Origin of the sequence: Longimicrobium terrae (assembly GCF_014202995.1) — a bacterium.
In the GTDB taxonomy this organism is placed as follows: domain Bacteria; phylum Gemmatimonadota; class Gemmatimonadetes; order Longimicrobiales; family Longimicrobiaceae; genus Longimicrobium; species Longimicrobium terrae.
On sequence record NZ_JACHIA010000019.1, the window covers coordinates 13,744 to 40,054 of the forward strand.

Annotated in this window: 24 protein-coding genes; 23 read left to right on the plus strand and 1 reads right to left on the minus strand. The window is 69.1% G+C overall.

Going from position 1 to position 26,311, the window contains the following annotated elements; translation table 11 throughout:
* The first annotated feature begins 128 nt into the window (after positions 1–128).
* The 21 genes from bamA to HNQ61_RS22190 all read left to right on the plus strand — a co-directional run bounded on the left by bamA (position 129) and on the right by HNQ61_RS22190 (position 22,943).
* Complete coding sequence (gene bamA, locus HNQ61_RS22090) at positions 129–2,450, plus strand: outer membrane protein assembly factor BamA (RefSeq protein WP_170036935.1); 2,322 nt, start codon at positions 129–131, stop codon at positions 2,448–2,450.
* Between the two features lie 27 nt (positions 2,451–2,477).
* Positions 2,478–3,041, plus strand: a complete 564-nt coding sequence (locus HNQ61_RS22095; RefSeq protein ID WP_170036937.1) for an OmpH/Skp family outer membrane protein — start codon at positions 2,478–2,480, stop codon at positions 3,039–3,041.
* A 504-nt stretch (positions 3,042–3,545) separates the two neighbouring features.
* Entirely contained in the window at positions 3,546–4,616 is a 1,071-nt protein-coding gene (gene lpxD / locus HNQ61_RS22100; protein ID WP_170036940.1) for a UDP-3-O-(3-hydroxymyristoyl)glucosamine N-acyltransferase, read from the plus strand.
* Entirely contained in the window at positions 4,613–5,932 is a 1,320-nt protein-coding gene (locus HNQ61_RS22105) for a bifunctional UDP-3-O-[3-hydroxymyristoyl] N-acetylglucosamine deacetylase/3-hydroxyacyl-ACP dehydratase (protein WP_170036943.1), read from the plus strand. Before lpxD ends, HNQ61_RS22105 begins: the two co-directional genes overlap by 4 nt.
* Before the next feature lie 10 nt (positions 5,933–5,942).
* Positions 5,943–6,731 carry an acyl-ACP--UDP-N-acetylglucosamine O-acyltransferase gene (lpxA, locus tag HNQ61_RS22110; protein ID WP_170036946.1) on the plus strand — a complete coding sequence of 263 codons (789 nt, stop codon included), beginning with the start codon at positions 5,943–5,945 and terminating at the stop codon, positions 6,729–6,731.
* Positions 6,731–7,714, plus strand: coding sequence for a Gfo/Idh/MocA family oxidoreductase (locus tag HNQ61_RS22115; RefSeq protein ID WP_170036949.1), 984 nt, complete (start codon positions 6,731–6,733; stop codon positions 7,712–7,714). Before lpxA ends, HNQ61_RS22115 begins: the two co-directional genes overlap by 1 nt.
* Before the next feature lie 44 nt (positions 7,715–7,758).
* Positions 7,759–8,919, plus strand: a complete 1,161-nt coding sequence (gene lpxB / locus HNQ61_RS22120) for a lipid-A-disaccharide synthase (protein ID WP_170036952.1) — start codon at positions 7,759–7,761, stop codon at positions 8,917–8,919.
* Positions 8,916–9,626 (plus strand): lysophospholipid acyltransferase family protein, encoded by a 711-nt coding sequence (locus HNQ61_RS22125; RefSeq protein WP_170036955.1) that lies wholly within the window; start codon positions 8,916–8,918, stop codon positions 9,624–9,626. The genes lpxB and HNQ61_RS22125 overlap by 4 nt, the downstream gene beginning before the upstream one ends.
* Before the next feature lie 385 nt (positions 9,627–10,011).
* A complete protein-coding gene (locus HNQ61_RS22130) occupies positions 10,012–11,031 on the plus strand; it encodes a tetraacyldisaccharide 4'-kinase (RefSeq protein WP_183685802.1) in 1,020 nt (339 codons plus the stop codon).
* Positions 11,028–12,599: an L-aspartate oxidase gene (nadB, locus tag HNQ61_RS22135; protein ID WP_170036961.1), complete on the plus strand. Its 1,572-nt coding sequence runs from the start codon at positions 11,028–11,030 to the stop codon at positions 12,597–12,599. Before HNQ61_RS22130 ends, nadB begins: the two co-directional genes overlap by 4 nt.
* 17 nt (positions 12,600–12,616) lie before the next feature.
* Positions 12,617–12,790, plus strand: coding sequence for a hypothetical protein (locus tag HNQ61_RS22140; RefSeq protein ID WP_170036964.1), 174 nt, complete (start codon positions 12,617–12,619; stop codon positions 12,788–12,790).
* A 123-nt stretch (positions 12,791–12,913) separates the two neighbouring features.
* On the plus strand, positions 12,914–13,153 hold the full coding sequence (locus tag HNQ61_RS22145) for an addiction module protein (protein ID WP_170036967.1): 240 nt from the start codon (positions 12,914–12,916) through the stop codon (positions 13,151–13,153).
* A 29-nt stretch (positions 13,154–13,182) separates the two neighbouring features.
* A complete protein-coding gene (locus HNQ61_RS22150; RefSeq protein WP_170036970.1) occupies positions 13,183–13,464 on the plus strand; it encodes a type II toxin-antitoxin system RelE/ParE family toxin in 282 nt (93 codons plus the stop codon).
* On the plus strand, positions 13,461–13,937 hold the full coding sequence (locus HNQ61_RS22155) for a 23S rRNA (pseudouridine(1915)-N(3))-methyltransferase RlmH (RefSeq protein ID WP_170036973.1): 477 nt from the start codon (positions 13,461–13,463) through the stop codon (positions 13,935–13,937). The genes HNQ61_RS22150 and HNQ61_RS22155 overlap by 4 nt, the downstream gene beginning before the upstream one ends.
* Positions 13,938–14,300: 363 nt before the next feature.
* Positions 14,301–15,929, plus strand: coding sequence for a bacillithiol biosynthesis cysteine-adding enzyme BshC (bshC, locus tag HNQ61_RS22160; protein ID WP_170036976.1), 1,629 nt, complete (start codon positions 14,301–14,303; stop codon positions 15,927–15,929).
* A 53-nt stretch (positions 15,930–15,982) separates the two neighbouring features.
* Entirely contained in the window at positions 15,983–17,737 is a 1,755-nt protein-coding gene (gene murJ, locus HNQ61_RS22165; RefSeq protein WP_170036979.1) for a murein biosynthesis integral membrane protein MurJ, read from the plus strand.
* A gap of 315 nt (positions 17,738–18,052) precedes the next feature.
* The gene (locus tag HNQ61_RS22170) at positions 18,053–18,271 is read left to right on the plus strand and encodes a hypothetical protein (protein WP_183685804.1); all 219 of its coding nucleotides are present in this window, start codon (positions 18,053–18,055) and stop codon (positions 18,269–18,271) included.
* Complete coding sequence (locus HNQ61_RS22175; protein WP_170036981.1) at positions 18,268–18,468, plus strand: acetyltransferase; 201 nt, start codon at positions 18,268–18,270, stop codon at positions 18,466–18,468. Before HNQ61_RS22170 ends, HNQ61_RS22175 begins: the two co-directional genes overlap by 4 nt.
* 82 nt (positions 18,469–18,550) lie before the next feature.
* Positions 18,551–20,425 carry an excinuclease ABC subunit UvrC gene (gene uvrC, locus HNQ61_RS22180; RefSeq protein WP_170036984.1) on the plus strand — a complete coding sequence of 625 codons (1,875 nt, stop codon included), beginning with the start codon at positions 18,551–18,553 and terminating at the stop codon, positions 20,423–20,425.
* Positions 20,426–20,929: 504 nt separating this feature from the next.
* The gene (locus HNQ61_RS22185; protein WP_170036987.1) at positions 20,930–21,925 is read left to right on the plus strand and encodes a D-alanine--D-alanine ligase; all 996 of its coding nucleotides are present in this window, start codon (positions 20,930–20,932) and stop codon (positions 21,923–21,925) included.
* Between the two features lie 109 nt (positions 21,926–22,034).
* Complete coding sequence (locus HNQ61_RS22190) at positions 22,035–22,943, plus strand: rhomboid family protein (protein WP_170036990.1); 909 nt, start codon at positions 22,035–22,037, stop codon at positions 22,941–22,943.
* 423 nt (positions 22,944–23,366) lie between these two features.
* Here HNQ61_RS22190 and HNQ61_RS22195 read toward each other — a convergent pair whose 3' ends face one another.
* Positions 23,367–23,939: a TetR/AcrR family transcriptional regulator gene (locus HNQ61_RS22195; RefSeq protein WP_170036993.1), complete on the minus strand. Its 573-nt coding sequence runs from the start codon at positions 23,937–23,939 to the stop codon at positions 23,367–23,369.
* 266 nt (positions 23,940–24,205) lie between these two features.
* Between HNQ61_RS22195 and HNQ61_RS22200 the strand changes: the two genes are divergently transcribed.
* Both HNQ61_RS22200 and HNQ61_RS22205 read left to right on the plus strand, forming a co-directional pair.
* Positions 24,206–25,219 carry a hypothetical protein gene (locus HNQ61_RS22200; RefSeq protein WP_170036996.1) on the plus strand — a complete coding sequence of 338 codons (1,014 nt, stop codon included), beginning with the start codon at positions 24,206–24,208 and terminating at the stop codon, positions 25,217–25,219.
* A complete protein-coding gene (locus HNQ61_RS22205; RefSeq protein ID WP_170036999.1) occupies positions 25,216–26,307 on the plus strand; it encodes a tail fiber domain-containing protein in 1,092 nt (363 codons plus the stop codon). Before HNQ61_RS22200 ends, HNQ61_RS22205 begins: the two co-directional genes overlap by 4 nt.
* The last annotated feature ends 4 nt before the right edge of the window (positions 26,308–26,311 follow it).

The window sequence follows — 26,311 nt, forward strand, 5'->3', positions numbered from 1 at the left end:
TGTTTCACTCCATTCGGGGACGGGCCGCCGCGGCGGCCCTCCTCCTTTTCGCCTCCGGGGTACTGACCCCCCGCCTCGCCCGCGCACAGACCACCGGTACCCCGACCGCGCCCCCTCCTGGGTTCGTGGTGGACACCGTGGTGGTGCGCGGGTCGGCGCGGATTTCCGACGCGGCCGTCCGCTCGTCGCTGGGGCTTCGCCCCGGCGCCACGGTGACCGCGCCGGTGGTGCAGGACGCCATCCGCCGCCTGATGGCGTCGGGCAACTACGAGTCGGTGCAGATTTCGGTGCGCAACGCCGAGGCGGGCCACGGCCCGCTGGTGGTGGACCTGCGCGAGCGGCCGATTCTGGCCGAGGTGCGCTTCGAAGGGCTGCGCAGCATCTCGGGCAGCACCGTGCGCGACTCGGCCGGCCTGCGCGAGAACACCCCGCTGGAGCCGCAGCGCGTGGCGGCCGCCAGCAAGCTGATCCGCGACATGCTGGCCAAGAAGGGCGTGCAGGTGCTGGCAGTGGACACGGCGACGCAGCCGGTGGCCACGGGCGGCGTGCGGCTCACCTTTACGGTGCGCGAGGGCAACCGCCTGGCGATCTCGGACATCGACTTCGTGGGCAACCAGGCCTTTGGCGACGACGTGCTGAAGGGCGCGCTGAGCACGCGGGAAGAAGGCTTCCTGTGGTTCCGCACCGGCAAGTTCGACCGCACGACCTTTGACGAGGACCTGCGCACCAACCTGCCGGACTTCTACGGATCGCACGGGTACATCGACTTCGCCGTGGTGCGCGACACCCTGGTGGTGGACCCCGCCACGGGCAAGGCGCGGCTGACCATCGAGGTGGCCGAGGGCCCGCAGTACCGGCTGGGCGACTTCAACGTGGAAGGCAACTCGCGCTTTCCCAGCGAGATCCTGGCCGAGCAGTTCACCACGCAGCGCCGCTCGGTGCTGGGCCTGCCCTTTGGCAGCCAGCGCGAGCGCGAGGCGGGCGAGGTGTTCGACCAGGGCGCGCTCAACGCGGCCGCGGGCGCCATCGAGCAGCAGTACCGCAACGAGGGCTACCTGTACGCGCAGGTGATTCCCAACGTGCAGCGCATTCCGGGCGCGGCGGGGCAGCCTCCGCGGGTGAACGTGTCGCTGGCCGTTTCCGAGCAGCAGCCGTTCTACATCCGCCGGGTGGCGTTCGCGGGCAACACCAACACGCACGAGTCGGTGATCCGCGACCGTCTGTGGGTGGTGCCGGGCGACGTGTACAGCGAAGCGCGGGTGATGCAGAGCTACCAGGCGATCTCGGGCCTGGGCTTCTTTGAAACGCCCATGCCGGTGCCCGACATCGTTCCCAACCCGGAGACGGGGACGGTGGACATCACCTTCCACGTCAAGGAAAAGCAGACGGGGAGCGTGAACTTCGGCACGGTGTTCGGCGGCTCGCCGTACAGCGGCAACAGCGGGCGCTTCGCCGGCTTCCTGGGCTTTCAGGAGCCCAACCTGTTCGGCCAGGGCAAGCAGGCCAACGTGCGCGCGGAGATCGGCTACGGCCGCAGCACGCTGGAGCTGAGCTACACCGACCCGGCCATCAACGGCGGGCGCAACTCCGGCAGTGTGTCGGTATTCCGCTCCGGCGACCGGTACGCGCGCTTCGGCAACGGGCGCCGCACCCGCACGGGCGCCTCGCTGCAGTTCGGCTTCCCGGTTCCGGGATCGCAGCGCACCCGGGCGTTCCTGGGCTACTCGCTGTCGCGCACGGCGTACGAGACGGACGACGAGGAAGCGTGCTCGGGCTCCAGCAGCCTGTTCTGCCTTCCCGACGCCACGGCCAGCACGCTTTCGGCCTCGGTGGCGCGCGATACCAAGAACCACCCGCTCTTTCCCACATCGGGAACGCGGCAGTCGGTGCAGCTGGAGCAGACGGGCGGCCCGCTGGGCGGCAGCGCCAACTTCCAGAAGCTGTTTACGCAGGCCGAGTGGTGGGTGCCGGTGGGCAAGCTGGGCAGCTCGCCCCGCTCGCCGACCATGGCGCTGGGGCTGCAGGGACGCGCGGGCGCCATCTTCGGCGACGCGGGACCGCTTCCGTTTGAGCGCTTCTACGTGGGCGGCGTGCAGTTCGGCCAGCCGCTGCGCGGCTACCAGGAAAGCACCATCGGTCCGCGCGGCTACAGCCTGGCCTGCAACCGCAGCCTGGAGCTGGGCTGCCTGGGCGACGCCTTCTTCACCGTGACGGGTGAGTACGCGCTGCGCCTGACGGACGCGCTGTCGGTATCGGCCTTTGGCGACGCGGGCAACGTGTACGGCTCGGTGGGCGAGTTCAACCCCACGTCGCGGCTGTACCGCGGCGCGGGCGTGGGCGCCACGCTGGTGACCCCGTTCCTGGGCGCCATCGGCATCGACGCGGCGTACGGATTCGACCGCCCCGAGCCGGGCTGGGAGATCCACTTCAAGCTGGGCAATTCCTTTTAACCCCCGAGATTCAGGAGACTACCTGAAATGAAGCGCATTCTGTCGTTCGCCTTTGCGGGCGCCCTGGCCCTGGCCGCCACCGCGGCTCCTGCCCAGGCGCAGCTCAAGATGGGATACATCAACTCGCAGCGCGTGCTGGCCGAAACGCCGGCGTTCGCCGGCGTGCGCACCACGCTGGAGCGCGAGTTTGCCACGCAGCGCGCGGAGATCGACTCGCTGGAGGCCCGTCTGGGCCGCGCCGACCAGGCGCTCCGCGGCGAGGCCGGGCTGACCGACGCGGTGCGCCAGCAGCGCCAGCAGGCGCTGCAGCAGCAGTTTGCGGCGTACCAGCAGCGCGCGCAGCAGATTCAGCAGCAGGTGCAGAGCCGCGAGCAGGAGCTGGTGCGTCCGGTGATGGAGCGCATTCGCGGCGTGCTGGAGGAAGTGCGCGCGGCGGGCGGCTTCAGCTTCATCATGGATCCCCCGGAGGGCGTGATCGTGGCGGTGGACCCGGCGCTGGACGTGACGGACCAGGTGGTGCGCCGCCTGGGCGGCACGCCGGCCCCCGCCGGCGCGGCCGCTCCGGCCCCGGCCGGCCCGCGCCGCCCGTAAGCCTTCGCCCGGCTGGAATTTGCGGGGCGCCCCGCGCGCCGCTAGCTTCGATGCCCGTGACAGAGGATGTCACGGGCATCGTCGTTAGGGGAAGGGAAGTGCGTGAGTGCGGGGTGCGTGAGTGCGTTAGTGCGAACGACAGTACGGGAGTGCGGAAGTACGAGAGTGCGAAAGTGCGAAGGTGAAAAGCCGTGGCGGCTCCGGCCTGGTTGCCGGGGAGCCGGCGCCCCTCCGGGCCAGCACTAACGCACCCAGCACTCACGCACTTCTTTTCGCGTGAGGGATTCGCGCCCGCAGGGCCGAGACCGCGGAGTGCAGGGGCAACTGCTGTATCGTTGCCCCGGAACGGAGGGGGCTCGGCGCCGTTAGGCACAGTCGTATCGTGCCTTACGGCGCGCGAAGCCCGACCCGGAGCGCAGCGGAGGGGCACGCCCCAATCATCAGCTGTTCCCGTCGTGGTCCATCCCCATCAGAGACCACGCTGAACCATCTCATCAGAAGCACATGGCGGAGTTGACGGCGGCGGAGGTGGCACGCATCGCGGAGGGCGACCTGGAGGGCGACGGCACGCTCACGCTGCACGGGGTGGCCCCGCTGGAAGAAGCCGGGCCCGGACACCTGTCGTTCGTTGCCGAAGCGAGATACCACCCGTACATTCACGCGTCCCGGGCCGGCGCCGTGCTCGTCGCGCGCGACGCCCGGGTGCAGCTTCCCGCCGGGATGAGCGCGGTGCGGGTGGACGACCCGCGCCGCGCCCTCGCACGCCTGCTGCCGCTGTTCTATCCCGAAACGCCCGCCGCCCCCGGCGTGCACGCGACGGCCGTCCTGGGCGACGGGGTCGTGGTGGCATCCACGGCTACGGTCGGTCCGTACGCGGTGGTGGGCGAGGGGACACGGGTGGGGGAGCGGGCGCGGATCGGCGCGCAGACGGTCGTCGGGCGCGGGTGCGAGATCGGCGACGACGTGGTGCTGCATCCCCACGTGACGCTGTACGACGGGGTGCGGCTGGGCGAGCGCTGCATCGTGCACAGCGGGGCCCGGCTGGGCGCGGACGGCTTCGGCTACGTCCCGGACGCTGCCGGGCTGCGCAAGATGCCGCAGGTGGGACGCTGCATTCTGGAGGCGGACGTGGAGGTGGGGGCCAACACCACCATCGACCGCGGCTCCATCGGCGACACGGTGGTGGGGCGGGGGACCAAGATCGACAACCTGGTCATGATCGGGCACAACTGCCGCATCGGCCGCAATGTCATCATCGTCTCCCAGGTGGGAATCAGCGGGAGCACGCGGGTGGGCGACGGCGCGGTGCTGGGCGGCCAGGCCGGCGTGCAGGGCCACATCGAGATCGGCGCCGGCGCCCGGGTGGGCGGGCAGGCCGGGGTGCTGGGGAACGTGGAAGCCGGCGCAACGGTCAGCGGATACCCGGCCCGGCCGCACCGCGAGGCGCTGCGCGTGCAGGCGGCGGTGTTCGCCCTTCCCAAGCTGGTGCAGCGCCTGCGCGCGCTGGAAACGATTGTTCTGGGCCGGGGCGCGAAGGGCGCACCGGCCGCTTCCGGGCAGACTGACGGCCCTTGAGCCGACCATCGAGCGAAATGCAGACGACCACGCCACGCCAGAACACCCTCGCCCGCGCCTCGGAACTGCGCGGGGTGGGGCTTCACACCGGGGCCGAGGTGACGCTCCGCCTCGTTCCCGCGCCCGTCAACACGGGCATCGTCTTCCGCCGCACCGACCTGGAGGGCCGGCCGGAGGTGCCCGCCCACGTGTCGCACGTGGTGGGGACGGAGCTGGGCACTTCCATCGGCCTGGGGGAGGCGCGCGTCCACACGGTGGAGCACCTCCTGTCGGCCATGGTGGTCCGCCAGATCGACAACGCGTACGTGGAGATCAGCGGCGAGGAAGTGCCCGCCGCCGACGGAAGCGCGCGTCCGTTTGATGAACTGCTGGCGGAGTGCGGGCGCGAGGAGCAGGACGCGCCCGCCCGCTTTCTGACGGTGGACGAGGCGTTCTCGCTGAGCGCCAAGGGCGGCGCGGAGTACGTGGTGGCGCCCTCGCCGGACCAGCGGATCTCGGCCACGATCGAGTTCGACCATCCCCTGATCGGCCGGCAGTTCGGCAGCTTTCGCGTGGACGCGGACCGCTTTCCCAGCGAGGTGCTGGCGGCGCGCACGTTCTGCTTCGCCCGCGACGTGGACGCCATGCGCGGCCGCGGGCTGGCGATGGGCGGATCGCAGGAGAACGCCGTCGTCCTGTCCGAGACGGGGCTGGTGGAGGGGACGGAGCTGCGCTTCGCGGATGAGTTCGTGCGGCACAAGGCGCTGGACGTGGTGGGCGACCTGGCGCTGATCGGGGCGCGGCTGCGGGCGCACGTGGTCGCCGAGCGGCCGGGGCACCTGGGCAACGTCGCGCTCGCCAAGGAGCTGGTCGCCCGCGCGGAACGCAAGGCGCTGGCGCGGCCGATTCTCAACATCGAGCAGATCATGCAGTATCTGCCGCACCGGTACCCGTTCCTGCTGGTGGACCGGGTGGTGGAGTTCGAGGAGCGCAAGCGCATCGTCGGGCTCAAGAACGTCACCATCAACGAGCCCTTCTTTCAGGGCCACTTCCCCGGGCGGCCGGTGATGCCGGGGGTGATGATCATCGAGGCGATGGCGCAGGTGGGCGGGCTGCTGGTGCTGGAGAACGTGGAGGGGCTGGAGGACAAGGTCATCTACTTCCTGGGGCTGGACAACGTCCGCTGGCGTCGGCCGGTGACGCCGGGCGACCAGATCCGCTTTGAGGTGGAACTGGTGCAGGTGCGCGGGGCAACGGTAAAGATGCGCGGAGTGGGCACCGTGGACGGCCAGCTGTGCGCCGAGGCGGAGATGATGGCACGTGTCGTCGACCGCTGAGGTGGAGCCGATGTCGATCCTGAACGGGACGAAGATCCATCCCACCGCCATCATCGATCCCGCCGCGCAGCTGGGCGAGGACGTGTCGGTGGGGCCGTTTTCCATCATCGGTCCGAATGTCGTCGTGGGCGCGCGGACGACGATCGCCAGCCACGTGCTGATCGAGCGCGACACCGAGGTGGGCGAGGACTGCCGCATCTCGCAGGGCGCGGTGCTGGGGACGGATCCGCAGGACCTGAAGTACAAGGGCGAGCCCACGCGCCTCGTCGTCGGTGCGCGCACGGTAATTCGCGAGTACGCCACGCTCAACCGCGGCACGCTGGCCAGCGGGCTCACGTCCGTGGGCAGCGACTGCATGCTGATGAGCTACGTGCACGTGGCGCACGACTGCGTGCTGGGCGATCACGTGATCCTGGCCAACGCGGTGAACCTGGCCGGCCACGTGACCATTGGCGACTGGGTGATCGTGGGCGGCATGACGCCGGTGCAGCAGTTCGTCCGCATCGGCGCGCACGCGTTCGTGGGCGGGCAGTCGCGCATTGCCAAGGACATTCCGCCGTTCGTAAAGGCGGCGGGGATTCCGGTGGAGCTCTACGGGCTGAACTCGGTCGGCCTGCAGCGCCGCGGCTTTGACGAGGAGACGCGGCGCGAGCTGAAGCGCGCGTACCGCCTGTTCTTCGGATCGACGCACAACACCACGCAGGCGCTCGCCCGAGCGCGGGAGGAATTGCGGTCGCTGCCGGAAGTGGAGCAGTTCCTGGGCTTTTTTGAGAGCTCCACGCATGGAGTTTCGCGCTGATGCGCGTGGGCGTGCTGGGCGTGGGGAGCCTGGGCTTTCACCATGCCCGCATTCTGCGCGAGGTGGCGGGCGCGGAGATGGCCGGCGTATTTGACGACAGCGCCGAGCGGTGCGAGAAGGTGGCGTCCGAACTCGGCGTACGCGCGTTCCGCACGGCCGATGAACTGCTGGAAAACGTGGACGCCGCGGTGATCGCGGTGCCCACGACGGTGCACGCGCAGGTGGCGATGGCCGCCATCGCCGCGGGCGTCCATCTGCTGATCGAGAAGCCGATCGCCTCCACGCTGGAAGAGGCGAACCGCATCGTCTCCGCCGCGGCGGAAAAGAAGCTGGTCGTCGCCACTGGGCACGTGGAGCGCTTCAACGGCGCGCTGCGGGCCTGCGAGCCGTACCTGGAAGATCCGCGCTTCGTGGAGAGCCACCGGCTGGCTCCGTTCAACCCGCGCGGGACGGATGTGGCGGTGGTGCTGGACCTGATGATCCACGACATCGACCTCGTCCTGGGCCTGGTCCGCCGCCCGGTGGATGGACTGGACGCGATCGGCGTTCCGGTGCTGACGCCCAGCGCCGACATCGCCAACGCGCGGCTCAACTTCAGCAACGGCGCGGTGGCCAACATCACCGCCAGCCGCGTCAGCTTCGAGCGGATGCGGAAAGTCCGGTTCTTTCAGAACAGCGGCTACATGTCGCTGGACCTGGCCGCGGGGACGGGCGAGTTTCTGCGGCTGAAGCCCGGGCAGCGCCTGCCGGACGGGGAGATCGGCGTCGCCGCCCTGATGGGGCTGGTGGAGCGGATCGAGCTGAAGGGCGACGGGCAGGAGCCGCTGCGCGCGGAGCTGGAGGCGTGGGTGTCCGCCGTCCGCGGCGAGGGCCCGCTGGTCGTCAGCGGCGAGGCGGGTCGGGACGCGCTGGCGGTGGCGCTGCGCATCATGGAGCGCATCGAGGAGCACGCGGCCGCCGGCGCGGCCGACCTGCGCGCGTGACCGCGCGCACTCCGCGGACGTTCATCCCCCGGGCGTTGCGATAGATGGCTGAGGTTTCCTCCGGCGGCGGCCGTCCGCCGACCATCTTCATTTCCGCGGGCGAAGAGTCCGGCGACCTGCACGGCGCGGCGCTCGCCCGGGCGCTGCGGACGCGCTTTCCCGACGCGCGGCTCATTGGCCTGGGCGGATCGCGGATGCAGGCGGAGGGCGTGTCGCTCCTGGCCGGCCTGCGCGAGCTCGCCGTGATGGGGCTGGTGGAGGTGCTGCGCCATCTGCCCTTCTTTGTGGACCTGCGCAAGCGCGTGTTCGCCGCCCTGGAGCGCGAGCGCGTGGACCTGGTCATCCCCATCGACTACCCCGGCTTCAACCTGCGCCTCGCGAAGCATGCGAAAGCGTCGGGGATTCCCGTGCTGTACTACATCGCGCCGCAGGTGTGGGCCTGGCACAAGAGCCGGGTGCGCGACCTGGCGCGCGACGCGGACGAGGTGGCGGTCGTTCTGCCGTTCGAGGAGGATTTCCTGCGGAAAGGTGGCGTAAACGCCCGCTTCGTGGGGCATCCGCTGCTGGACCGCGCCGATCCGCCGCTGTCGCGAGACGAGTGGGCGCGTTCGCGGGGGCTGGATCCCGCGCGGCCGGTGCTGGCGCTCTTTCCCGGCAGCCGCGCGCAGGAGGTCGGCCGGCACCTGGAGCTGTTCAGCGCCGCGGCGGACCGCGTGGTCGCGCGGAATCCTCTCGTCCAAGTGGTGATCGGCGTGCCCGGCGGGATCGACCGCGCGGTGTACGCCGGCGCGCGCTGGCCGCTGGTGGAGAGCGCGGACGGGCTGCTGCAGTACGCGACCGCCGCTGTCGCCAAAAGCGGGACGACGACGCTGGAGGCGGCCCTCGCGCTGACGCCGCTCATCGTGGTCTACCGGATGAACGCCGCCAGCTACGCCGTGGCGCGCCGGCTGGTGAAGGTGCCGCACATCGCGCTCGCCAACCTGATCGCGGAGGACCGAGTGGCGCCGGAGTTCATCCAGGACGCCGCCACGCCCGACGCGCTCGCCGACGCCGTGCTGCCGCTGCTGGACGAGGGATCGCCGGAGCGCAGGCGGATGATCGACGGATTCGCGAACGTGCGCGAGCGGCTGGGCGGGCCGGGCGCGTCCGCGCGGGTGGCCGCGCTTGCGGCGGACCTTCTCGCGGCGAAGCGGAGCGGCCGATGAGCGACGAACCGGGCGGGACGGAAGGCGAGCCGCGCGTCGCGGAGCTGCCGTCGGAGATGACGACGCGGCTGTCGCTCAAGGAGTCGGTGATCGCGGGGCTCGGCGGGGCGGCGCTGGACGGATTGATGGCGTCGTGCCGGTACCGCACGGAGGGGGAGGAGCACTTCCGCCCGTTCTGGGACGCGGGGCAGCCCGTCATCTTTACGCTCTGGCACGGGCGGCTGCTGCCGTGCACATACCATCACCGCCACCAGGGCGTGGTTACGCTCGTAAGCCTGCACCGCGACGGGGAATACATCACCCGTGCCGTGCGCCGCTGGGGATATACGGCTGTGCGCGGATCCAGCAGCCGCGGCGGATTGGACGCGCTGCGCGAGTTGATCCGCCACGTAAAGCAGGGCCGTTCGCTGGCGATTACGCCGGATGGCCCGCGCGGCCCGCGGGAAAAGATGAAGCCGGGACCGGTGATCATCGCGCAGCGCACGGGCGCGCCGATCATTCCCGTGGTCTCGGGCGCGAGCCGCGCCTCGTACTTCGGGGGATGGGACCGCTTTCTGATTCCCCATCCCTTTGCGCGGCTGCAGATTGCGTACGGCGAGCCCGTGTTTGTGCCGCGCAGGGCGGACGAGGCGCAGATCCAGACCATCATGGACGACGTGGAGGTCCGGCTGGGCGGGCTGATGCGGCGCGTGGCGGAAAAGTGGTGATGGTGGGGACGGCGGCGGCGCGGTCCGGCCAGCTCACCGGCGGCCCCCACCCGGGCCGGCACCACCGGCCCACCCTCCCCCAAAAAAGACTGGGGGAGGGTTGTTCCGGGCGCATGCTCCGGCGCGGGCCCTCACCCCGCGCGCTCCGCGCGACGACCCTCTCCCACGAACAGATGTGGGAGAGGGAGCACACACCCGTGCCTTGCGTCGCGGCGGAGTTTGGTGCGGCGGAGAGACCGCTGGAGTTCGCAGTCGCGGCCGCACTCTCCTCCGCACTGAGGTCTCCCCCTCCCCCGCTTGCGGGGCGAGGGGGCCGGGGGGAGGGGGGAGCCCGCGGCCGCGTCCAAGCCGGCCGGAACGTTCTCAGGTCCTTCCCCACGTGAGCGTGGAGGCGTGGGTCCACCGCTGGTGGGCGGGCGAGGCGGGCGCCACGGGGCGCGCGGCGGACGTGGTGCTCGCGCCGGCGGAAGCGGCATTCCGCGCCGGCGTGCGGCTGCGAAACGGCGCGTTCGATCGCGGGTGGATGCGCAGCGAGCGCGTCGGCATTCCGGTGATCAGCGTCGGCAATGTGGCGGTCGGCGGGGCGGGAAAGACGCCGGTCTCCGCGTGGATCGCACGGCGGCTGGCGGAATGGGGACGGCGGCCCGCCATCGCGCTGCGCGGCTACGGCGAGGACGAGATCCAGGTCCATCGCGAGCTGAATCCCGGCATCCCCGTCTTTCGCGGCGCGCGCCGGGTGGACGCCGCGCGCGAGGCCCAGGCGGCCGGCCGCGACGTGGTGGTGCTGGACGACGCGTTCCAGCACCGGGCGCTGGCCCGGGATCTGGACATCGTCCTGATCGCGGCGGAATCGTGGGATGCGCATCCCCGCGTGCTTCCGCGCGGTCCGTGGCGCGAAGGGGTGAATGCGCTCGCGCGCGCGGACCTGCTCGTCATCACCCGGAAGAGCGCGTCCGCCGCCCGCGCAGCTGAGGTTGAGGCAGAACTCGGCGGGCTGCTGCCGCGAATGCCCGTGGCGCGGATCGCGCTGCGGCCCTCGGAACTGAGGCCGCTGCACGGCGGGGCGGCGATGGAGATGTCGGCGCTGGCGGGAAAGAAGGTGCTCGCCGTCGCCGCGCTCGCCACGCCGGGGCCGTTCGTGGAGCACCTGCGCGCGGCTGGGGCACAGGTGGACGCGGCACTGTACGCGGACCACCACGAGTTTACGGCGGATGAGGCACACACCATCCGCCAGCGTTCGGGGGCCGGGTGGATGGTGATGACGCACAAGGACGCGGTAAAGCTGCGAGCCCTGCTGCCGGCGGGTGCGCCGGCCTTCGTGCTGCATCAGCGCGTGGAGACGGAAGCCGGGGCTGACCTGCTGGACGTGGCGCTGCGGCGCGCGCTTGAGGAGCGGACGAGTTGATCCAGGCCGACGTGGTCGTAGTGGGGACGGGAATCGCGGGGCTGTCGTTCGCCATCAAGGCGGCGCGCTACGGCACCGTGGCTATCATCACCAAGAAGAGCCGCCCGGAAAGCAGCACCAACTGGGCGCAGGGCGGCATCGCGGCCGTGTTCGCGGACGACGATTCGCCCGCGCTGCACATGGAAGACACGCTGGTGGCCGGCGCCGGGCTCTGCCATCCGGATTCGGTGGACGTCCTCGTGCGCGAGGGCCCGGAGCGCGTCCGCGAACTGATCGACTTGGGCGTGCGCTTCACCACCGCGGGCGATGACCTGTCGCTGGGGCTGGAGGGCGGGCACTCGCGCCGGCGCATCGTCCGCGCGGACGACCTGACCGGTCGCGAGATCGAGCGCGCGCTGCTCGCCGCCGCGGCGGAGACGGGAAATGTGACGGTCTACGAGAACCACCAGGCTGTGGACCTGCTCACCGCGCGCGAGCCCGGCGCCGTGGGCGACCGCTGCTGCGGCGTGCTGGCGCTGGATTCGGAGACGGGCATGCTGGTGCCGATCGCCGCGCGCGCGGTGATGCTGGCCACCGGCGGCGCGGGGCAGATCTACCGGCACACCACCAATCCGTCCATCGCGACCGGGGACGGCGTGGCGATGGCGTACCGGGCTGGCGCGCGGGTGGCGAACATGGAGTTCATCCAGTTCCACCCCACGGCCCTGTATCCCGCCCGGGAGCGCACCTTTCTGATCAGCGAGGCGGTCCGCGGCGAGGGCGCCATCCTCAAGCGGCGCGACGGCACGCCCTTCATGCAGGACTATCACCCGCTCGCCTCGCTGGCGCCGCGGGACGTCGTCGCGCGTGCCATCGACCGGGAAATGAAGGCCAGCGGTGACGCGTTCGTGCTGCTGGACTGCTCGGCGATTCCGGAACACGAGATCCGCGAGCGCTTTCCCAACATCCTGCGCGAGACGGCGGAGCGGGGGATCGACATGCTGCGCGAGCCGCTGCCCGTCGTGCCCGCCGCGCACTACCTGTGCGGCGGCGTGCTGACGGACACGGATGGGCGGACGAGCATTCCCGGCCTGTACGCGGCGGGGGAGACGGCCTGCACCGGCGTGCACGGCGCGAACCGCCTGGCCAGCAACTCGCTGCTGGAGGCGGTCGTCTTTGCGCATCGCGCGGCGGCGCGGCTGGGCCCGGAACTGCGCTCCGCCCCCGCGCTGCAGCCCGTGGAAGTGCCCGCCCGGACCAATCTGCGTGTGGTGGATGAGGCTGCGCTGGCCGAAGATCGCGAGGCGGTGCGCAACCTGATGTGGGAGCGCGTGGGCATTGTCCGCTCGGACGCGTGGCTGGCGGAAGCGGAGTCGCAGCTGCGCGACATCCAGGTGCGTGTCGGCACGCTGTGGGCGGAGTGCCGGCCCACGCACGACCTCGTCGAACTGCGGAATCTGGTGCAGAGCGCGCTTCTGGTGGTGCGCTGCGCGCTTCATCGCAGGGAAAGCCGCGGCCTGAACTACAACATCGACCACCCGCACCGCGACAACGAACGCTGCCTGCGCGACACCTTGGTAATCCGTTGAGAAGAAGCGGAGGGCCGATGCAAGCTTCTGATTTTCAGATCGACTCTGTCAGGATGATGCGGGATATTCGCGCTCAGCTGGATTGCGAGATTTGCGATCTCAATCATGAGCAGATACTTGCATACATTCACGGGTTGGCCGGCGAGAACGACAGTCAGCCGTTTCCGGAACGGGACAGCGCGACAGGGTGATCAGCACGGAAGGTTCGCCACAGGTCGAACACACCCGTGCGGGCGTTATTCCGATCCGCCGCCCGGCACTGGGGTACGACGGAAGATCGTGACGATCATGTACGCTTAACAGGGGAGGAGCGCATGAGTGTAGTGGCAGAAAGCTTGGACGCCGAAGCTCTGGAATCGGCGGTGCTGCAGCTTCCGATCTCTGAGCGGGCTCGCCTCGCCGCGCGTCTCCTGTCCAGTCTGGACGAGGATGCCGTGCGTGAGGAAGCTTGGGATCGCGAGATCGCCGAGCGTATGCGGGCTTACGAGGCAGGCGAGATGCGGACATTCTCCCCTGAGGAGGTATTCAAGCGCTCGGCTGAACTGCTCCGGTGAACAGCCCGTTGCACGTAACGGAGGTTGCGATGGAAGAATTTCTGGATGCGGTGCGCTTCTACCGCGACCAGAATCCTGACATTGCTAGCCGATTTGACCAGGATTTCGCGCTGGTCCTGTCGATGATCCGTGAGCGACCCCTGCTGGGAACTCCACACCGACACGGCACGCGGAGAAAGCTGTTCCCCCGTTTTCCTTACGCGGTGATCTACACGATTGGAGTGGCTGGGACAGTGGTGTACGCAGTGTTTCACCAACACCGCGAGCCGGAGTACTGGGCCGATCGTCTTGAGCCGTTCCGGCCGGGATGAAGGTTGCCGTCGGGGTGATCGGGCGAGCGAAGGGCGCCGTGGGCGACGCGATCTCGGAGTACGAGACGCGCACGCGGCGCTATTTCACGTTCGAGTCCGCCGAGCTCAAGGAGGTGGCGTACCGCGGCCGCGGCGACGCTCCCCGCGTCCGCGATGAAGAGGGAAAGCGGCTGCTGGCGCGCGTCCCCGCGGGATGCGACATCGTCGCGCTGCACGAGACGGGAAAGGCGTGGGACTCGCCGAAGCTCGCGGCGTACCTCTCCGATCTACAGGTGCGCGCCAGCCCCGGCGCCGCGTTCCTGATCGGCGGCGCGTACGGCCTGTCGGACGAGATCCTGTCGCGCGCCACGCACCTGCTCTCGCTCGGCGCGTTCACCCTGCCGCACGAAGTCGCGCGGCTCGTGCTGACGGAGCAGTTGTACAGGGCGGGGACGATCCTGCGCGGGGAGCCGTACCACAAGGGCAGGGAATAGCGCACGGAGAACAGCGGGACGGAATTCCGCGCAGGATGCGATTACGCCCGGATCTCCGTCCTGAGGCGCACCGATGGGTGACGATCTCGAGATCGTCGTTCTGAGCGCATTCTCGAACGCTGTTTTTCCGGCGCGCTCGATCGGAATGCACGGTGTGGACAGTAGTTGGTGATGGGCCGGCGTGTGCTCTTGCGACGGGGCGGCGCGGCGGGCCTATTGCTCGCGGGTGATGATGAAGATGGCGGGCGAGGTGTGCCGGGTGGCCACCCGCCCTGACGACCAGGACGGCGGGCCGCAGCGGGCGGCCCCGGCCGTCATCCTGATGGGGAGGGCACGCTGACTCTGCGGATTGAAGTTTCGCCTTTGCGCGGCAACCGGCTCGCCATGGACTACCTGGCGGGCGTACCGGAGGCCGCGCATTTCTTTTCCGGTCATCCCAACGACCTGCAATCGTTCCGCGCCAAGCTGGACGAGGTCACGCGCCGCTTTGGCCGGGCGGAGCGCGAGGCCGCGGCGGCCGCGGTGCATCCCACCTCCGACTCCGCGCGCGAACGGCTCGCCCGCTTCGTGGAAGAGGGCGGGGCGATGGTCACCACAGGGCAGCAGACCGGTCTGTTCACCGGCCCGCTCTACACCATCCACAAGATCCTCACGGCCATCCGCCTGGCCGAAGCGCTGGAGCGGGAGCTGGGCACCATCGTGCTACCGGTCTTCTGGTGCGCCTCTGAGGACCACGATTTAGCCGAAGCGAACCACACCTTTGCGGTGGATGCAGACGGTGCGCTCCGCCGCTTTGCCGTGGCCGCGACGGTTGATCGTCCCGTCCCGATGAGCGAAATGCGGCTCGGAACGGATATCGAATCCGTCTCAGCTGAATACGGGGAAGTCGTTGCGGCGCTTGGCGGAACCGGTGTTGATCTCACAAGCTTCTCAGGTCCATACCGGACGGGAGAAACAGTGGCCGGGGCGTTTCGGCGGATGGTGGAGCAGCTGTTCGCCGGCTTCGATCTGCTGGTGACCGACGCCGCGGATCCCGCGCTGAAGCAGATTTCGGTCCCTGTTCTCCGTGCGGCGGTAGCACAGGCGTCGCAGCACGAACGCCTGCTCGCCGAGCGGACGGAGGCGCTGGAGGCGGCGGGGTACGCGCCGCAGGTGACGCTGGTGGCGGACGCGGCAAATGTGTTCCACCACGGACCGGCGGGCCGCGAGCGCCTGGTGCGCGCGGGGCGGGGTTGGGCGGCGCCGGAAGCCCGCATCCGGTGGACGCCGGAGGAGGTGGATGCGCGGATCGTGGCGGAACCGGGCTCCTTCAGTCCCAACGTGCTGCTGCGCCCGGTGGTGGAATCCGCCGTCTTCCCCACGCTCGCCTACGTGGGCGGGCCGGCGGAGGTGGCGTACTTCGCCCAGATCAACCCGCTGTTCGGGGCCATGGGCATGCTTCCGCCCGTCGCCTGGCCCCGCTTTTCCGCGCGCCTCGTCCCCGACGACGTGGCCGAAGCAGCGGCGGAGCTTGGGCTTACCGACGCCGAACTCGCGCTTCCGGAGCATGAACTGGTGTCGCTGGTCGCCCGACGGCGGCTGGCGCCGGAAATCGCCGAGCGGCTGGGCGCGCTGCGGACGGCCATCGTGGACGGCTTCGGGGCGGTGATGGACGCGTCGGCCGGGGTGGACGCCAACCTGGAACTGGCGATCGGCGCGCGGCGGGACCGGGCGCTGCTGGCCGCGGCGGACGCGGAGCGGAAGATCCTGGCGCACGCCAAGCGCTCGGACCGCGGGGTCACGCATCTTCTTCCCCTGGTCCGCAACACACTGATGCCGTTCGGCGCGCCGCAGGAGCGCAGCCTCAACCTGCTGCCGTTCCTTGCGATGCGTCCCACGCTGCTGCGCGATCTGGCGGAGCGGATGGAGATCCGGCTGGGGGTGGACGCGGCCCATCCGGAGAAGATGCCGGATGGCGCGGTCCATGCACCCGCGCAGCCGCAGACCCGCTGACCCTGTCGCCCGCCGCCCTCTGGCCGCGGGCGTTTCTCCTGAATGACCCGTTGATGAGTTCCGACGTACCGCCCCGCCAGGACCCGCTGTACGATCCGGATGTGACCGTGGAGATGGGCCCGGACGCGCTCAAGGACGCCGCGTTCGGCGCGGATCCGGTGGGCGAGGCCGCGCCCGGCAAGCCCGCCGAGCCGGCCAAGGGGCGCACCGGCAACCGCGGCTCGATGATGGTGGCCGCGGGAATCCTGCTCAGCCGCATCGCCGGGCTGGTGCGGCAGCGGGTGTTTGCGCAGTACTTCGGCACCTCGGTGTACGCGGACGTGTTCAACGCCGCCATGCGCGTTCCCAACTTCATGCAGAACCTGCTGGGGGAGGGAACGCTCAGCGCGTCGTTCATCCCCGTGTACGCGGAACTGCTGCAGGAGGGAAAGAAGGAGGAAGCCGGCCGCGTGGCGGGCGCCATCTTCTCGCTCCTGCTGGCCGTGGCGGGCGCGATGGCGCTCATCGGCGTGCTCTTCGCCCCGTTCCTCACCACGGTGTTCGTCCCCGGCTTCGAGGGCGAGCGGCGCGAGGTGACGGTGCAGGTGGTCCGCATCCTCTTTCCCATGACGGGCGTGCTGGTGCTCAGCGCCTGGTCACTGGGGATTCTGAACAGCCACCGGCAGTTCTTTCTGTCGTACGTGGCGCCGGTGGCGTGGAACGCGGCCATGATCGCGACCATGTGGATCATGGGCCACGGCGCGGACGGGCGTACGCTGGTGGTGGCGCTGGCGTGGGGCGCGCTGCTGGGCGGCGTGCTGCAGTTCGTGGTGCAGATCCCGGGCGTGCTCAAGCTGGAGCGCTCGCTGAACATGCGGTGGGGAACGCACGTAGCCGGCGTCCGCGAGACGCTGCGCAACGCGGCGCCGGCCGTCATGGGGCGCGGCGTGGTGCAGATCAGCGCATGGATCGACGCGATGCTGGCGTCGTTCCTGGTGGTGGGCGCCGTGTCGACCATGCAGTACGCGATGACGCTGTACCTGCTCCCCATCAGCCTATTCGGCATGTCGGTGGCGGTGGCGGAGCTTCCGGAACTTGCGCGGCAGCGGTCCGGCGGCGCGGAGCAGCTTCGCGAGCGCGGGTCCGCGGCGCTGGAGCGCATCGCCTTTTACGTGCTTCCCAGCTTTGTGGCGCTGGTGGCGCTGGGTGATGTGGTGGTGGCGGGGCTGTTCCAGACCGGCGAGTTCACCCGCGAGTCCACGCTGATCGTGTACGTCACGACGGCGGGCTTCGCGACGGGGCTGATGGCGACCACGGCGTCGCGGCTGCTGTCGTCCACCTTCTTTGCGCTTCGCGATACGCGGACGCCGGCCCGCTACGCGACTGTACGCGTCGTCCTGTCGATCGTGCTGGGCGTGGTGCTCATGCTGCAGTTCGAGGGCGTGGATCTGGGCGGTGGATGGAAGGTCGGGCCGGGGCTGTTTGGCCACGTGCGGGTGGGCGGGCAGCCGCTGGGCGTGTTCGGGCTGGCGCTGGGGGCGGGGATCGCGGCGTGGGTGGAGTGGTGGCTGCTGAAGCGCTCGCTCAAGGCGAAGATCGGGCGCGTGGCGCCGCGGACGGCGTCGGTGGTGCGGATGGTAGCGGCCGCGGTGCTGGCCGCGGCCGGCGGATGGGCGCTGAAGCTGGCTTTTCCGGACCTGGGGCCGTTCCCGAGGGCGGTCGTAGTATGCGGCGCGTACGGGTTCCTCTACTTCGCGATCGCGGCCGCGCTGGGGCTGGAACAGGCCGGCGCCGTCTTCCGCCGTTTGCGCCGGATGATCGGGCGGTGAGCTGAACTGCCGTTTCACACGGAGGGCACGGAGGATACACGGAGGTCACGGAGGCAGGTCTCCGTGACCTCCGCCCGCGTTCGGGACGATGTATCTCGTTCTGCGCGGAGACATCCGCATGAAGGCACCCCCGCTTGTCATCCTGAGCGAACGGCGATGATGCCTTTCCGAGTGCGCCGGACCATGCAGCGAGTCGAAGGATCTTGCCACATGGTCCGCCCCGAGCGCCGAGGCCCCGAGTCTGATCCGCACCCCGCCTGCCGGCACTCCGCATCCACCGTGGCAAGATCCTTCGACTTCGCGCCAAGGTACGGCGTGTCGGACAGGCCGGCGCGGCGCTTCGCTCAGGATGACAAAGCCTTTGTGCGGGATGTGTTTACCGACGCACGTGATCACGTCGATCCACCGATTTCTGGACAGGCGGACGCACGTGATCATGTCGATCCACACCGGCTCCTGGACGGGCGGACGCACATGATGACGTCGATCCACCACCCGAAGACCATCATCCCCGAAATCCACCGATGCACATGAACGACAACGATTTGCGGATCGCGGACGCGATGCGGCGGGCGTGCCTGGAGGCGGGGGAGAGCGCGTATGAGGACGCCGGGATTCGTGGCCTGTACGCCGACGGACGCTGGGAGGCCGCGCACGATGCCATCCGCCGCGTGGACCTGCACGCCGTCATCCGCGACGCCATCCGCGACGGTGGGCAGACGATCCGCTGAACGGCGCGCCTGTGACCGGAACGGCGTGTTCGGTGTATCATCCCATCCTGAACCGCACCCGTTCCGCCGTCCGCACGATCCGATGTCTGAACGCACCACCCATCTGGATTCCAAGCTCCGCACGCTCTCCACGCAGCCCGGCGTCTACCTGATGAAGGACGCCGAGGGCACGATCATCTATGTCGGAAAAGCCAAGTCTCTGCGCTCCCGCGTGCGGTCGTACTTTCAGAGCGGGGCGCAGCACGGCATCAAGACGCGCGAGATGGTGCGGCGGGTGGAGGACTTTGAGACGATCGTGGTCCGCAGCGAGGCCGAGGCGCTCATCCTTGAGAACAATCTGATCAAGGAAAACCGCCCGCGCTTCAACATCAACCTCAAGGACGACAAGACTTATCCGTACATCAAGGTGACGGATGAGGTGTTTCCCAAGGTTTTTGTCACCCGCACCCTGCGCAAGGACGGTAGCCGCTACTTTGGCCCGTACACCGACGTGCGGCGCATGCGGCAGTCGCTGGAACTGGTGAAGCGCCTGTACACCGTGCGCTCCTGCCACTACAACCTGCCCAAGGAAGCGCCGGCGCGGCCCTGCCTGGACTACCACATCGGCCGCTGCAAGGCGCCGTGCGTGGCGCTGCAGTCGCCCGAGGAGTACCGGGGGATGGTGGAGGAAATCGCGGAAGTGCTGGGCGGCCACACCAAGCTGGTGGCGCGGCGGCTGCGCGCGGAGATGCAGATCGCCGCGGGGGAGATGAACTTTGAGCGGGCGGCCGAGCTGCGCGACGCCGTTGGCCAGCTGGAGTCGCTGGAGCGCAAGCAGCAGGTGATGGACGTGTCCGGTGCCGATCGCGACGTGATCGGCTTTGCGCGCGATGGCGCGGAAGGATGCGGCGTGGTGCTGCAGATCCGCGAGGGCAAGCTGCTGGGACGCGAGGCGCAGTTCCTCACCAACCTGGGCGACGAGTCGGACGAGGACGCGGTGTCCGCGTTCGTGGCGCGCCTGTACGCGGAGCGCGTGACGCGCGACCCCGAAAGCGTGCCGCCGGAGATCTACTTTCCGCTGGACTTTCCCGACCGCCCCGTGCTGGAGCAGCTTCTGCGCGAGGCCGCGGGCCGCGCCGTGCGCCTGCACTGGCCGCAGCGCGGGGAAAAGCTGTCGCTCGTGGGCCTGGCGGACCAGAACGCGCGCCACATGCTGGAGGAGCGCAAGCTGATGGGCAACGCCGCCGCCGAACGGGCCCCCGACGCGCTGTACGAGCTGCAGGAAGTGCTTGAGCTGCCGATGGTTCCGCGCACGATGGTGTGCTTCGACATTTCGCACACGCAGGGCTCGGAAACGGTGGCGTCGGCCGTGTTCTTTGAGAACGGCGAGCCGGCCAAGGGCGAGTACCGCAAGCTCAAGATCCGCGGAGACTGGGGCAACGACGACTTCGCCTCCATGCACGAGGCCGTCACCCGCTGGTTCCGCCGCCGCGTGGAGGAGGGAAAGCCGTTGCCGGAACTGGCGGTGATCGATGGCGGCAAGGGACAGCTGTCTGCGGCGCGCAAGGCGCTGGAGGCGCTCGACATTCCGCAGCAGCCCATCGTGGGTCTGGCCAAGAAGGAGGAGGAACTGTTCCTTCCCGGCCGTTCGGACAGCATCCGGCTGCCGCGCCGCAGCCAGGCCCTGCGCCTGCTGCAGCGCCTGCGCGACGAGGCGCACCGCTTCGCCATCACGTACAACCGCAAGCTGCGGACGCAGCGCACCGTACGGTCGGAGCTGTCGCTGATTCCGGGCGTGGGCCCGTCGCGGCAGAAGGCGCTGCTGGAGAAGTTCGGGTCGATGCGCAACGTGGCCGCCGCCTCCGAGGCGGAGATCGCGGCGCTGCCGGGGTTCGGGCCGTCGCTGGCGCGCAAGGTTCTGGAGGCCGTGCGCCCCGATGCCAAGGGCGGCGCGGGGCAGGGAACGGCGGCGGCGTAGGACGGCTTCCCTGCGACGGGTCGGGGAACCGGAGAAAAGGTGCGTGTTGGATGGTGTGGCGCATGCTGAGGCACCCCTCACCCCCCAACCCCCTCTCCCGCAAGCGGGAGAGGGGGAGCCGTTCGGCGCGAACGAGCGATTCGGCTCGCGTCCTCAGTTCCGTTGCGGTTGAAGCCCCGAACGGTGCGCGAATAGCGCCGTGTCGGGGCTTTCCGCTTTTCGAGCGGCGGATTCATTCGCTCAACATACTCGGCTTTCTGCGCCGATCTCCGTGTCCCGCACCAAAGCGTCCGCCGCCACAACCCTCCCCCAGTCTTTTTGGGGGAGGGTGGGCCGGTGGTGCCGGCCCGGGTGGGGGCCGCCCGCGACGCTGGCGCATCGCACGGAAATCATCCTCCGCCGGGGCTCACCCATGCCCCGCACGCGTGCGCGTACACTTCGTGCGTAGGGGGCGCGCGGCGGGAAAACCGCACTGTACACGACCCGAACCGAATAAAGGCTGGGATGAAGATCGCCGTGCTGATGGGGGGAACGAGCGCCGAACGCGAGGTGTCACTGGCTTCGGGCGCCGCGATCGTCAAGGCGCTCCGCGAAAAGGGGCACGAGGTCGCCACCGTGGATACGGCCCGCGGCTTCGTGAGCCCGGACCAGGAAGCCAGCCTTCTTCCCGGCGGCGTGCACTCCGCGCCGCCCGCCGCGGTGGAGCAGGCGCTGCCGCTGGTGGAACTCGGCAACATCCCGCAGCTGCGCGAGGCCGAAATCGCCTTTCTGGCCCTGCACGGCGGCGACGGCGAAGACGGCACCATCCAGGCGCTGCTGGACGTGCTGGGCATCCGCTACACCGGCTCCGGCCCGCTGGGCTCCGGCATCGCCATGGACAAGGACGTCAGCAAGCGCCTGCTGCGCGACTCGCAGGTGCCCACGCTCCCCTGGCGCGTGGCGCGGGCTCCGGACTTCGCGTACGATCCCGACACCATCGAGGACCTGGTGGGGCTGCCCTGCATCGTCAAGCCGTCGCGGCAGGGCTCCAGTGTGGGCATCCACATCGTCAACGACCGCTCGGAGCTGGAGGCCGCCGTCCGCGACGCCGCCCAGTACGACACCGAGGTCATGATCGAGCGCTTCGCCAAGGGGCGCGAGCTCACCGTGGGCATCCTGGGCGACCAGGCGCTTCCGCCGGTGGAAATCCGCCCCAAGAAGGGCATCTACGACTACGAAAGCAAGTACACGCCGGGAATGACGGAGTACCTGTGCCCGGCGCCGCTGGACGAGGAGATCGTGTCGCAGCTGCAGGCGTACGCGCTGCGCGCCTTCAAGGTGCTCAAGCTGCGGGGCTACGCGCGAATCGACTTCATCCTGGCCAAGGAACAGCTGTGGTGCCTGGAGGCCAACACCCTGCCGGGAATGACGGCCACCAGCCTGCTTCCCAAGGGCGCCAACGCCATCGGCATCGCCTTTCCCGAGCTCTGCGAACGCATCGCCACTTCGTCGCTGAAGTGATTTCCGGGTAGCGGACCGGAGGCGCGCGACTGGTGTAGAGGAGGGCCGAGCGCCCCTCTGCACCGGGAGCGCGCCTCCTGTTTTCCCTTGTTCACGTCGGCTTCGATCAATGGCTTACCGGGATTCGTACGGGGGCTTCGGCGGAGTGTCGGTCACCCCCTGGGTCAAGCGCCTGCTGATCGCCAACACGGCGGTCTTCCTGGCCCTGTTCATCATGGACCTGATCCCCGCCACGCGCGGGTTCACCCCCCTGTATCTGGCGTTCCGGCCGCGCAGCTTCATCACGCAGCCGTGGACGCTGGTCACCTACTCGTTCGTCCACGCGGGAATCTGGCACCTGCTGGGCAACATGCTCACGCTCTTCTTCTTCGGCCCGCCGCTGGAAGAACGCTGGGGCGGCCGCGGGTTTCTGAAGTACTACGCGGTCGCGGTACTGGGCGGCGCGCTGCTGTCGGCGGCGCTGTATCCGGTGGATCCGGCGGCGGCCATCGTGGGCGCGTCGGCGGGAACGCTGGGGCTGATGCTGGCGTTCGCGATGATCTGGCCGGACATGCTGATCCACATCTGGGGGATCTTTCCGGTCAAGGCCAAGTGGCTGGTGGCCGGTCTGGCGGTCATCAACCTGATGATGGCGGTCAGCCCGGGCAGCAACGGAACCGCGGTTCTGGCGCACCTGGGGGGAATGGCCGCCGGATTCCTGCTGCTCAAGAGCCCGTGGGCGCCGCCGGCGTGGGGCGAGATGGCGTCGGTGGTGAGCCGCGGGCAACCGGTGCGACGGGGCGGGGCGCTGGTGCCATGGACGCCGCGCAAGGCCGAGGCGCCCCGTGCGCCCGCCGGCACCGCAACGCAGGCGCGCCCGGCCGCGACCGGGAGAAAGAAGGCCGCCTCCGCCGAGCGCGAACTGCTGGACGACGTGGATCGCATTCTCGACAAGATCTCGTCGCAGGGACTGGCGTCGCTTACGGAGGATGAACGCCAGCGCCTGGACGAAGTCAGCCGCCGCTACCGTACCAACTGACCGCGGCTTCGATCATCTGAAAGCCCGCTCCCCAATCCGGGGGGCGGGCTTTCTGTTGTCCATCAATGTGGAAAAGCGGGAACGGCGGAGTTCCTGTGGATAACGTGCGCCGGGCCGGAGTTATCCCCAACTGTGGAGAACTCGGCGGGATGCGACACGATCAGCGCTGGCTGAAGACGTGGCCCGCAAGGATGGCCAGGAACGGGCGATCCTGCTGTGGAGAAGGGTGGGGGAAGGTCGCGGGTGGATGGGTCGTTCTGCGCGATTCAGCGCGCTCTGGCTGCGGGGCGACTGAAGTCGCGGCAACAACGGCGCGAAGTCCGCCTTTGCGGACTGCGGCCGCAGGCTGGCGTGCGTGGACCAAGGGCTCGAGAGGAGATGAAGGCATAAAGGCAGCAGGGACGCGGAAGTTAACGTGTGTTATCATGCGATCAGTCTATGTTCATGAGATGCAACACCGTCGATGAGGGATGTTAACGCGCGTTCACTCATGGATTCCGCGGGGATGATACCGGCTTGGTGCAGGGAAGCCAGGCCGTGCAGCGTCGCCCAGATGGTGAGGGCGATTTCCTCGGCGTTTCCGTCCGTCAGCGCCCCCGCCGCGATCCCTTCGCGCACGCGGTCGCGCAGAAACCGGCGTACGGCGTCGCGCTGGCGCAGCACGGGCGACGCTTCATCTGCCGAACCGGCCTCGAAGAGCGTTCGATATGCCTGCGGCTGGGCAACGGCAAACTCCAGATACGCCGTCGCCGTTGCGCGCAGGCGATCCAGCGCCGTCGGGGCTTCCAAGGCGAGAAATAGGTGGCTGCCCAGCAGGCGTGAGCCCTCGCTCATCACCTCGCGCAGGATGGCGTCCTTGTCCGCGAAGTGGCGGTACAGCGCCGTCGCCGTCACGCCCACGCGCTCGGCGACGGCACGCATGGTAACGGCGTCCGCCCCGCGTTCACGGTACAGCGCCCGTGCTGCGTCGATGATCCGGCCCTTGATGTCGCTCATGTTAACATAAGTAAACTCACGTCAACGCAGCGTCAAGAGCAGCATCGAATGGGCGAGGGGTGTATTGGCGTGTTGTTAACAATGGTTAACACCGGTGAATGGCGGCTTGGTTGCGTACTGCGGGGTGGGTGGGGGCGGGCTGGCGCACTGACCGGAAATCCTACACTTCCTGCCAAAGATCTGCTTGCGCAAAGTGAAGCAGTTAGCTATTTTGAGACACGTTCTCACCACCGGCCGCTCCTGGCCTCATCTCTCTCCGACTCCTCATGAGCAACTCTATCCGAACGGGGCGTGGCCTCGGGCTGCTCGCGCTTGTGCTTGCGGGTGCCTGCACGGACAGCTCGCCCCTGCTGCCTTCCCCTGAAGGCGGCACAGAGTCGATGGCCCGCGTCGAGTGCACCGTGGACGTGCGCTCGAGCGCCATGCAGTGCGTGACCGTCGAGCCGGCGCAGGCGCGGCTGGGAGTGACGCTGAACAAGATCATCGGCGGCCAGAATCGCTACATCAAGCTGGCCAGCAGCGGCACCCGCTACGACCCGGGCACAGAGATCCTCAGCACGAATGTCACCGTGCAGAACCTGTTGCAGTCGCAGATGGGCACCGACGGGGTCACCCCGGAAGGCATCAAGGTGTTCTTCGTCTCGGGTCCCGCGGTTACCAGCGGAACAGGCACCGTGTCGATTGAGAATCCCGCTGGAACCACCACTATCTACGGGCCCGAGCAGGAATATTTCCTCTACAACGAGGTTCTCGACCCGTACGAGATTTCGCAGTCCCAGGAGTGGCGCTTTAATGCTCCTTCTTCGGTGTCGACGTTCACGTTCAGCGTGTATGTGGATGCGCAGCTGACGAACGAGACGAACCTTTTTGACGCGGCGTGGGTGGGCAGGGTGAGCAACGATTGGTTCGTGGCTGAGAACTGGTCGAAGAACGTCGTGCCGGGAGAATCCAGCATCGTGACCGTCCTGGCGGACTCCGCGGTTAGGGTTCCGACTCTGACGCGCGACTCGTCCATCGCCGCGCTGAATGTGGGGCCCGCGACCACGCTGGATCTGAACACCCACTCGCTGCAGATCGCCGGTTTTGTGAACGCTCCGGGTGAAATCATCGGTGGCAGAATCATCATGACCGGATCGGCCGCCAAGCTGAGCGGCTTCGTGCCCTCGCTCAACATCACGGGCGCGACCGCGCTGCAGGGCCCCGTCAAGACGACCGGCGCCGTCGCGGTGCAGGGAACGCTGACGGTGACCGATCAGACCCTCACCATCCGGATCCCGTGACCGGCGGCTTCAGGATCTTCGCGCGCGCCGGACTGGCGGTGGCCGCCCTCGCGGCCGCCGCACCGGGCGCCGCTGCCCAGGTCCCGGATTCCGCCATTGCCGTGAGCCACGGCGGCGCGAGCCTGTTCCGCGTCAACATCGACGGCGGCGCTGTTTTCGGCGGCGTGTACAATGGGGGCAACTCCGGATCCAATATCGCGGCCGAGGGCTCCGGCACGCGGATGCTGTGGTATCCGCAGAAAGCCGCGTTCCGCGCCGGATACGTCAACGGCACGCAGTGGGACGACGCCAACATCGGCAACTACTCCGTCGCCATCGGCCAGAACGTGCGTGCCAGCGGCGACAATGCGGTGGCGATGGGCGTGCGCTCCACGGCCGCTAACGGGTCGTCGTTCGCCGTGGGCGAAGACAACACCGCGACCGGGTATGCGTCGGTGGCGCTGGGCTACCACGCGCACACCAACGCGCGGCGCGGCAGCTTCGTGTTTGGCGACAACGTGACCGGCGGCACCCAGGATTCCGTCAGGGCCGAGCTCGTGGGGCAGGCCGTATGGCGGCTGAGCTGCGGAATGCGGATCTACACCACGCAGTCGCTCAACACCGGGGTGGCGTTCGGCGGCCCGGCCATCAACCCGTCGGTGTGCGGCTCCTCGTACTACTTCGGGCAGAGCGGCGCCATGATCAGCACCAGCACCGGCGCGTACCTGTCGTCGGGCGGCACCTGGACCAACGCCTCGGACGTGCGGCGCAAGCACCTGTTCGAGGAGGTGTCGGGCGACGATGTGCTGGCGCGCCTGCGGACCATCCCCATCCGCAGCTGGAGCTACCGCGTGGATGATGACGGGGTGCGCCACCTGGGCCCCACGGCGCAGGACTTCCGCGCCGCCTTCGGGCTGGGCGCCGACTCCATCTCCATCGCCACGGTGGATGCGGACGGCGTCGCGTTGGCCGGCGTGCAGGCGCTGGATGCCCGGACCACGGAGCAGGCTGCGCGAATTGCCGCACTGGAAGCGGAAAACGCCGCGCTCCGTGCACGGCTGGAGCGCATTGAAGCCGCGCTCCGCTCTTCTACATCGACCCCCGATTGATTCC

What these genes read in the sequence shown, in the direction of transcription:
- HNQ61_RS22095 (WP_170036937.1), top strand. Translation starts at nt 2,478, where the DNA reads ATGAAGCGCATTCTGTCGTTCGCCTTTGCGGGCGCCCTGGCCCTGGCC.
- lpxD (WP_170036940.1), top strand. Translation starts at nt 3,546, where the DNA reads ATGGCGGAGTTGACGGCGGCGGAGGTGGCACGCATCGCGGAGGGCGAC.
- lpxA (WP_170036946.1), top strand. Translation starts at nt 5,943, where the DNA reads ATGTCGATCCTGAACGGGACGAAGATCCATCCCACCGCCATCATCGAT.
- HNQ61_RS22115 (WP_170036949.1), top strand. Translation starts at nt 6,731, where the DNA reads ATGCGCGTGGGCGTGCTGGGCGTGGGGAGCCTGGGCTTTCACCATGCC.
- lpxB (WP_170036952.1), top strand. Translation starts at nt 7,759, where the DNA reads ATGGCTGAGGTTTCCTCCGGCGGCGGCCGTCCGCCGACCATCTTCATT.
- HNQ61_RS22125 (WP_170036955.1), top strand. Translation starts at nt 8,916, where the DNA reads ATGAGCGACGAACCGGGCGGGACGGAAGGCGAGCCGCGCGTCGCGGAG.
- HNQ61_RS22140 (WP_170036964.1), top strand. Translation starts at nt 12,617, where the DNA reads ATGCAAGCTTCTGATTTTCAGATCGACTCTGTCAGGATGATGCGGGAT.
- HNQ61_RS22145 (WP_170036967.1), top strand. Translation starts at nt 12,914, where the DNA reads ATGAGTGTAGTGGCAGAAAGCTTGGACGCCGAAGCTCTGGAATCGGCG.
- HNQ61_RS22150 (WP_170036970.1), top strand. Translation starts at nt 13,183, where the DNA reads ATGGAAGAATTTCTGGATGCGGTGCGCTTCTACCGCGACCAGAATCCT.
- HNQ61_RS22155 (WP_170036973.1), top strand. Translation starts at nt 13,461, where the DNA reads ATGAAGGTTGCCGTCGGGGTGATCGGGCGAGCGAAGGGCGCCGTGGGC.
- murJ (WP_170036979.1), top strand. Translation starts at nt 15,983, where the DNA reads ATGAGTTCCGACGTACCGCCCCGCCAGGACCCGCTGTACGATCCGGAT.
- HNQ61_RS22175 (WP_170036981.1), top strand. Translation starts at nt 18,268, where the DNA reads ATGAACGACAACGATTTGCGGATCGCGGACGCGATGCGGCGGGCGTGC.
- uvrC (WP_170036984.1), top strand. Translation starts at nt 18,551, where the DNA reads ATGTCTGAACGCACCACCCATCTGGATTCCAAGCTCCGCACGCTCTCC.
- HNQ61_RS22185 (WP_170036987.1), top strand. Translation starts at nt 20,930, where the DNA reads ATGAAGATCGCCGTGCTGATGGGGGGAACGAGCGCCGAACGCGAGGTG.
- HNQ61_RS22190 (WP_170036990.1), top strand. Translation starts at nt 22,035, where the DNA reads ATGGCTTACCGGGATTCGTACGGGGGCTTCGGCGGAGTGTCGGTCACC.
- HNQ61_RS22195 (WP_170036993.1), bottom strand. Translation starts at nt 23,939, where the DNA reads ATGAGCGACATCAAGGGCCGGATCATCGACGCAGCACGGGCGCTGTAC.
- HNQ61_RS22200 (WP_170036996.1), top strand. Translation starts at nt 24,206, where the DNA reads ATGAGCAACTCTATCCGAACGGGGCGTGGCCTCGGGCTGCTCGCGCTT.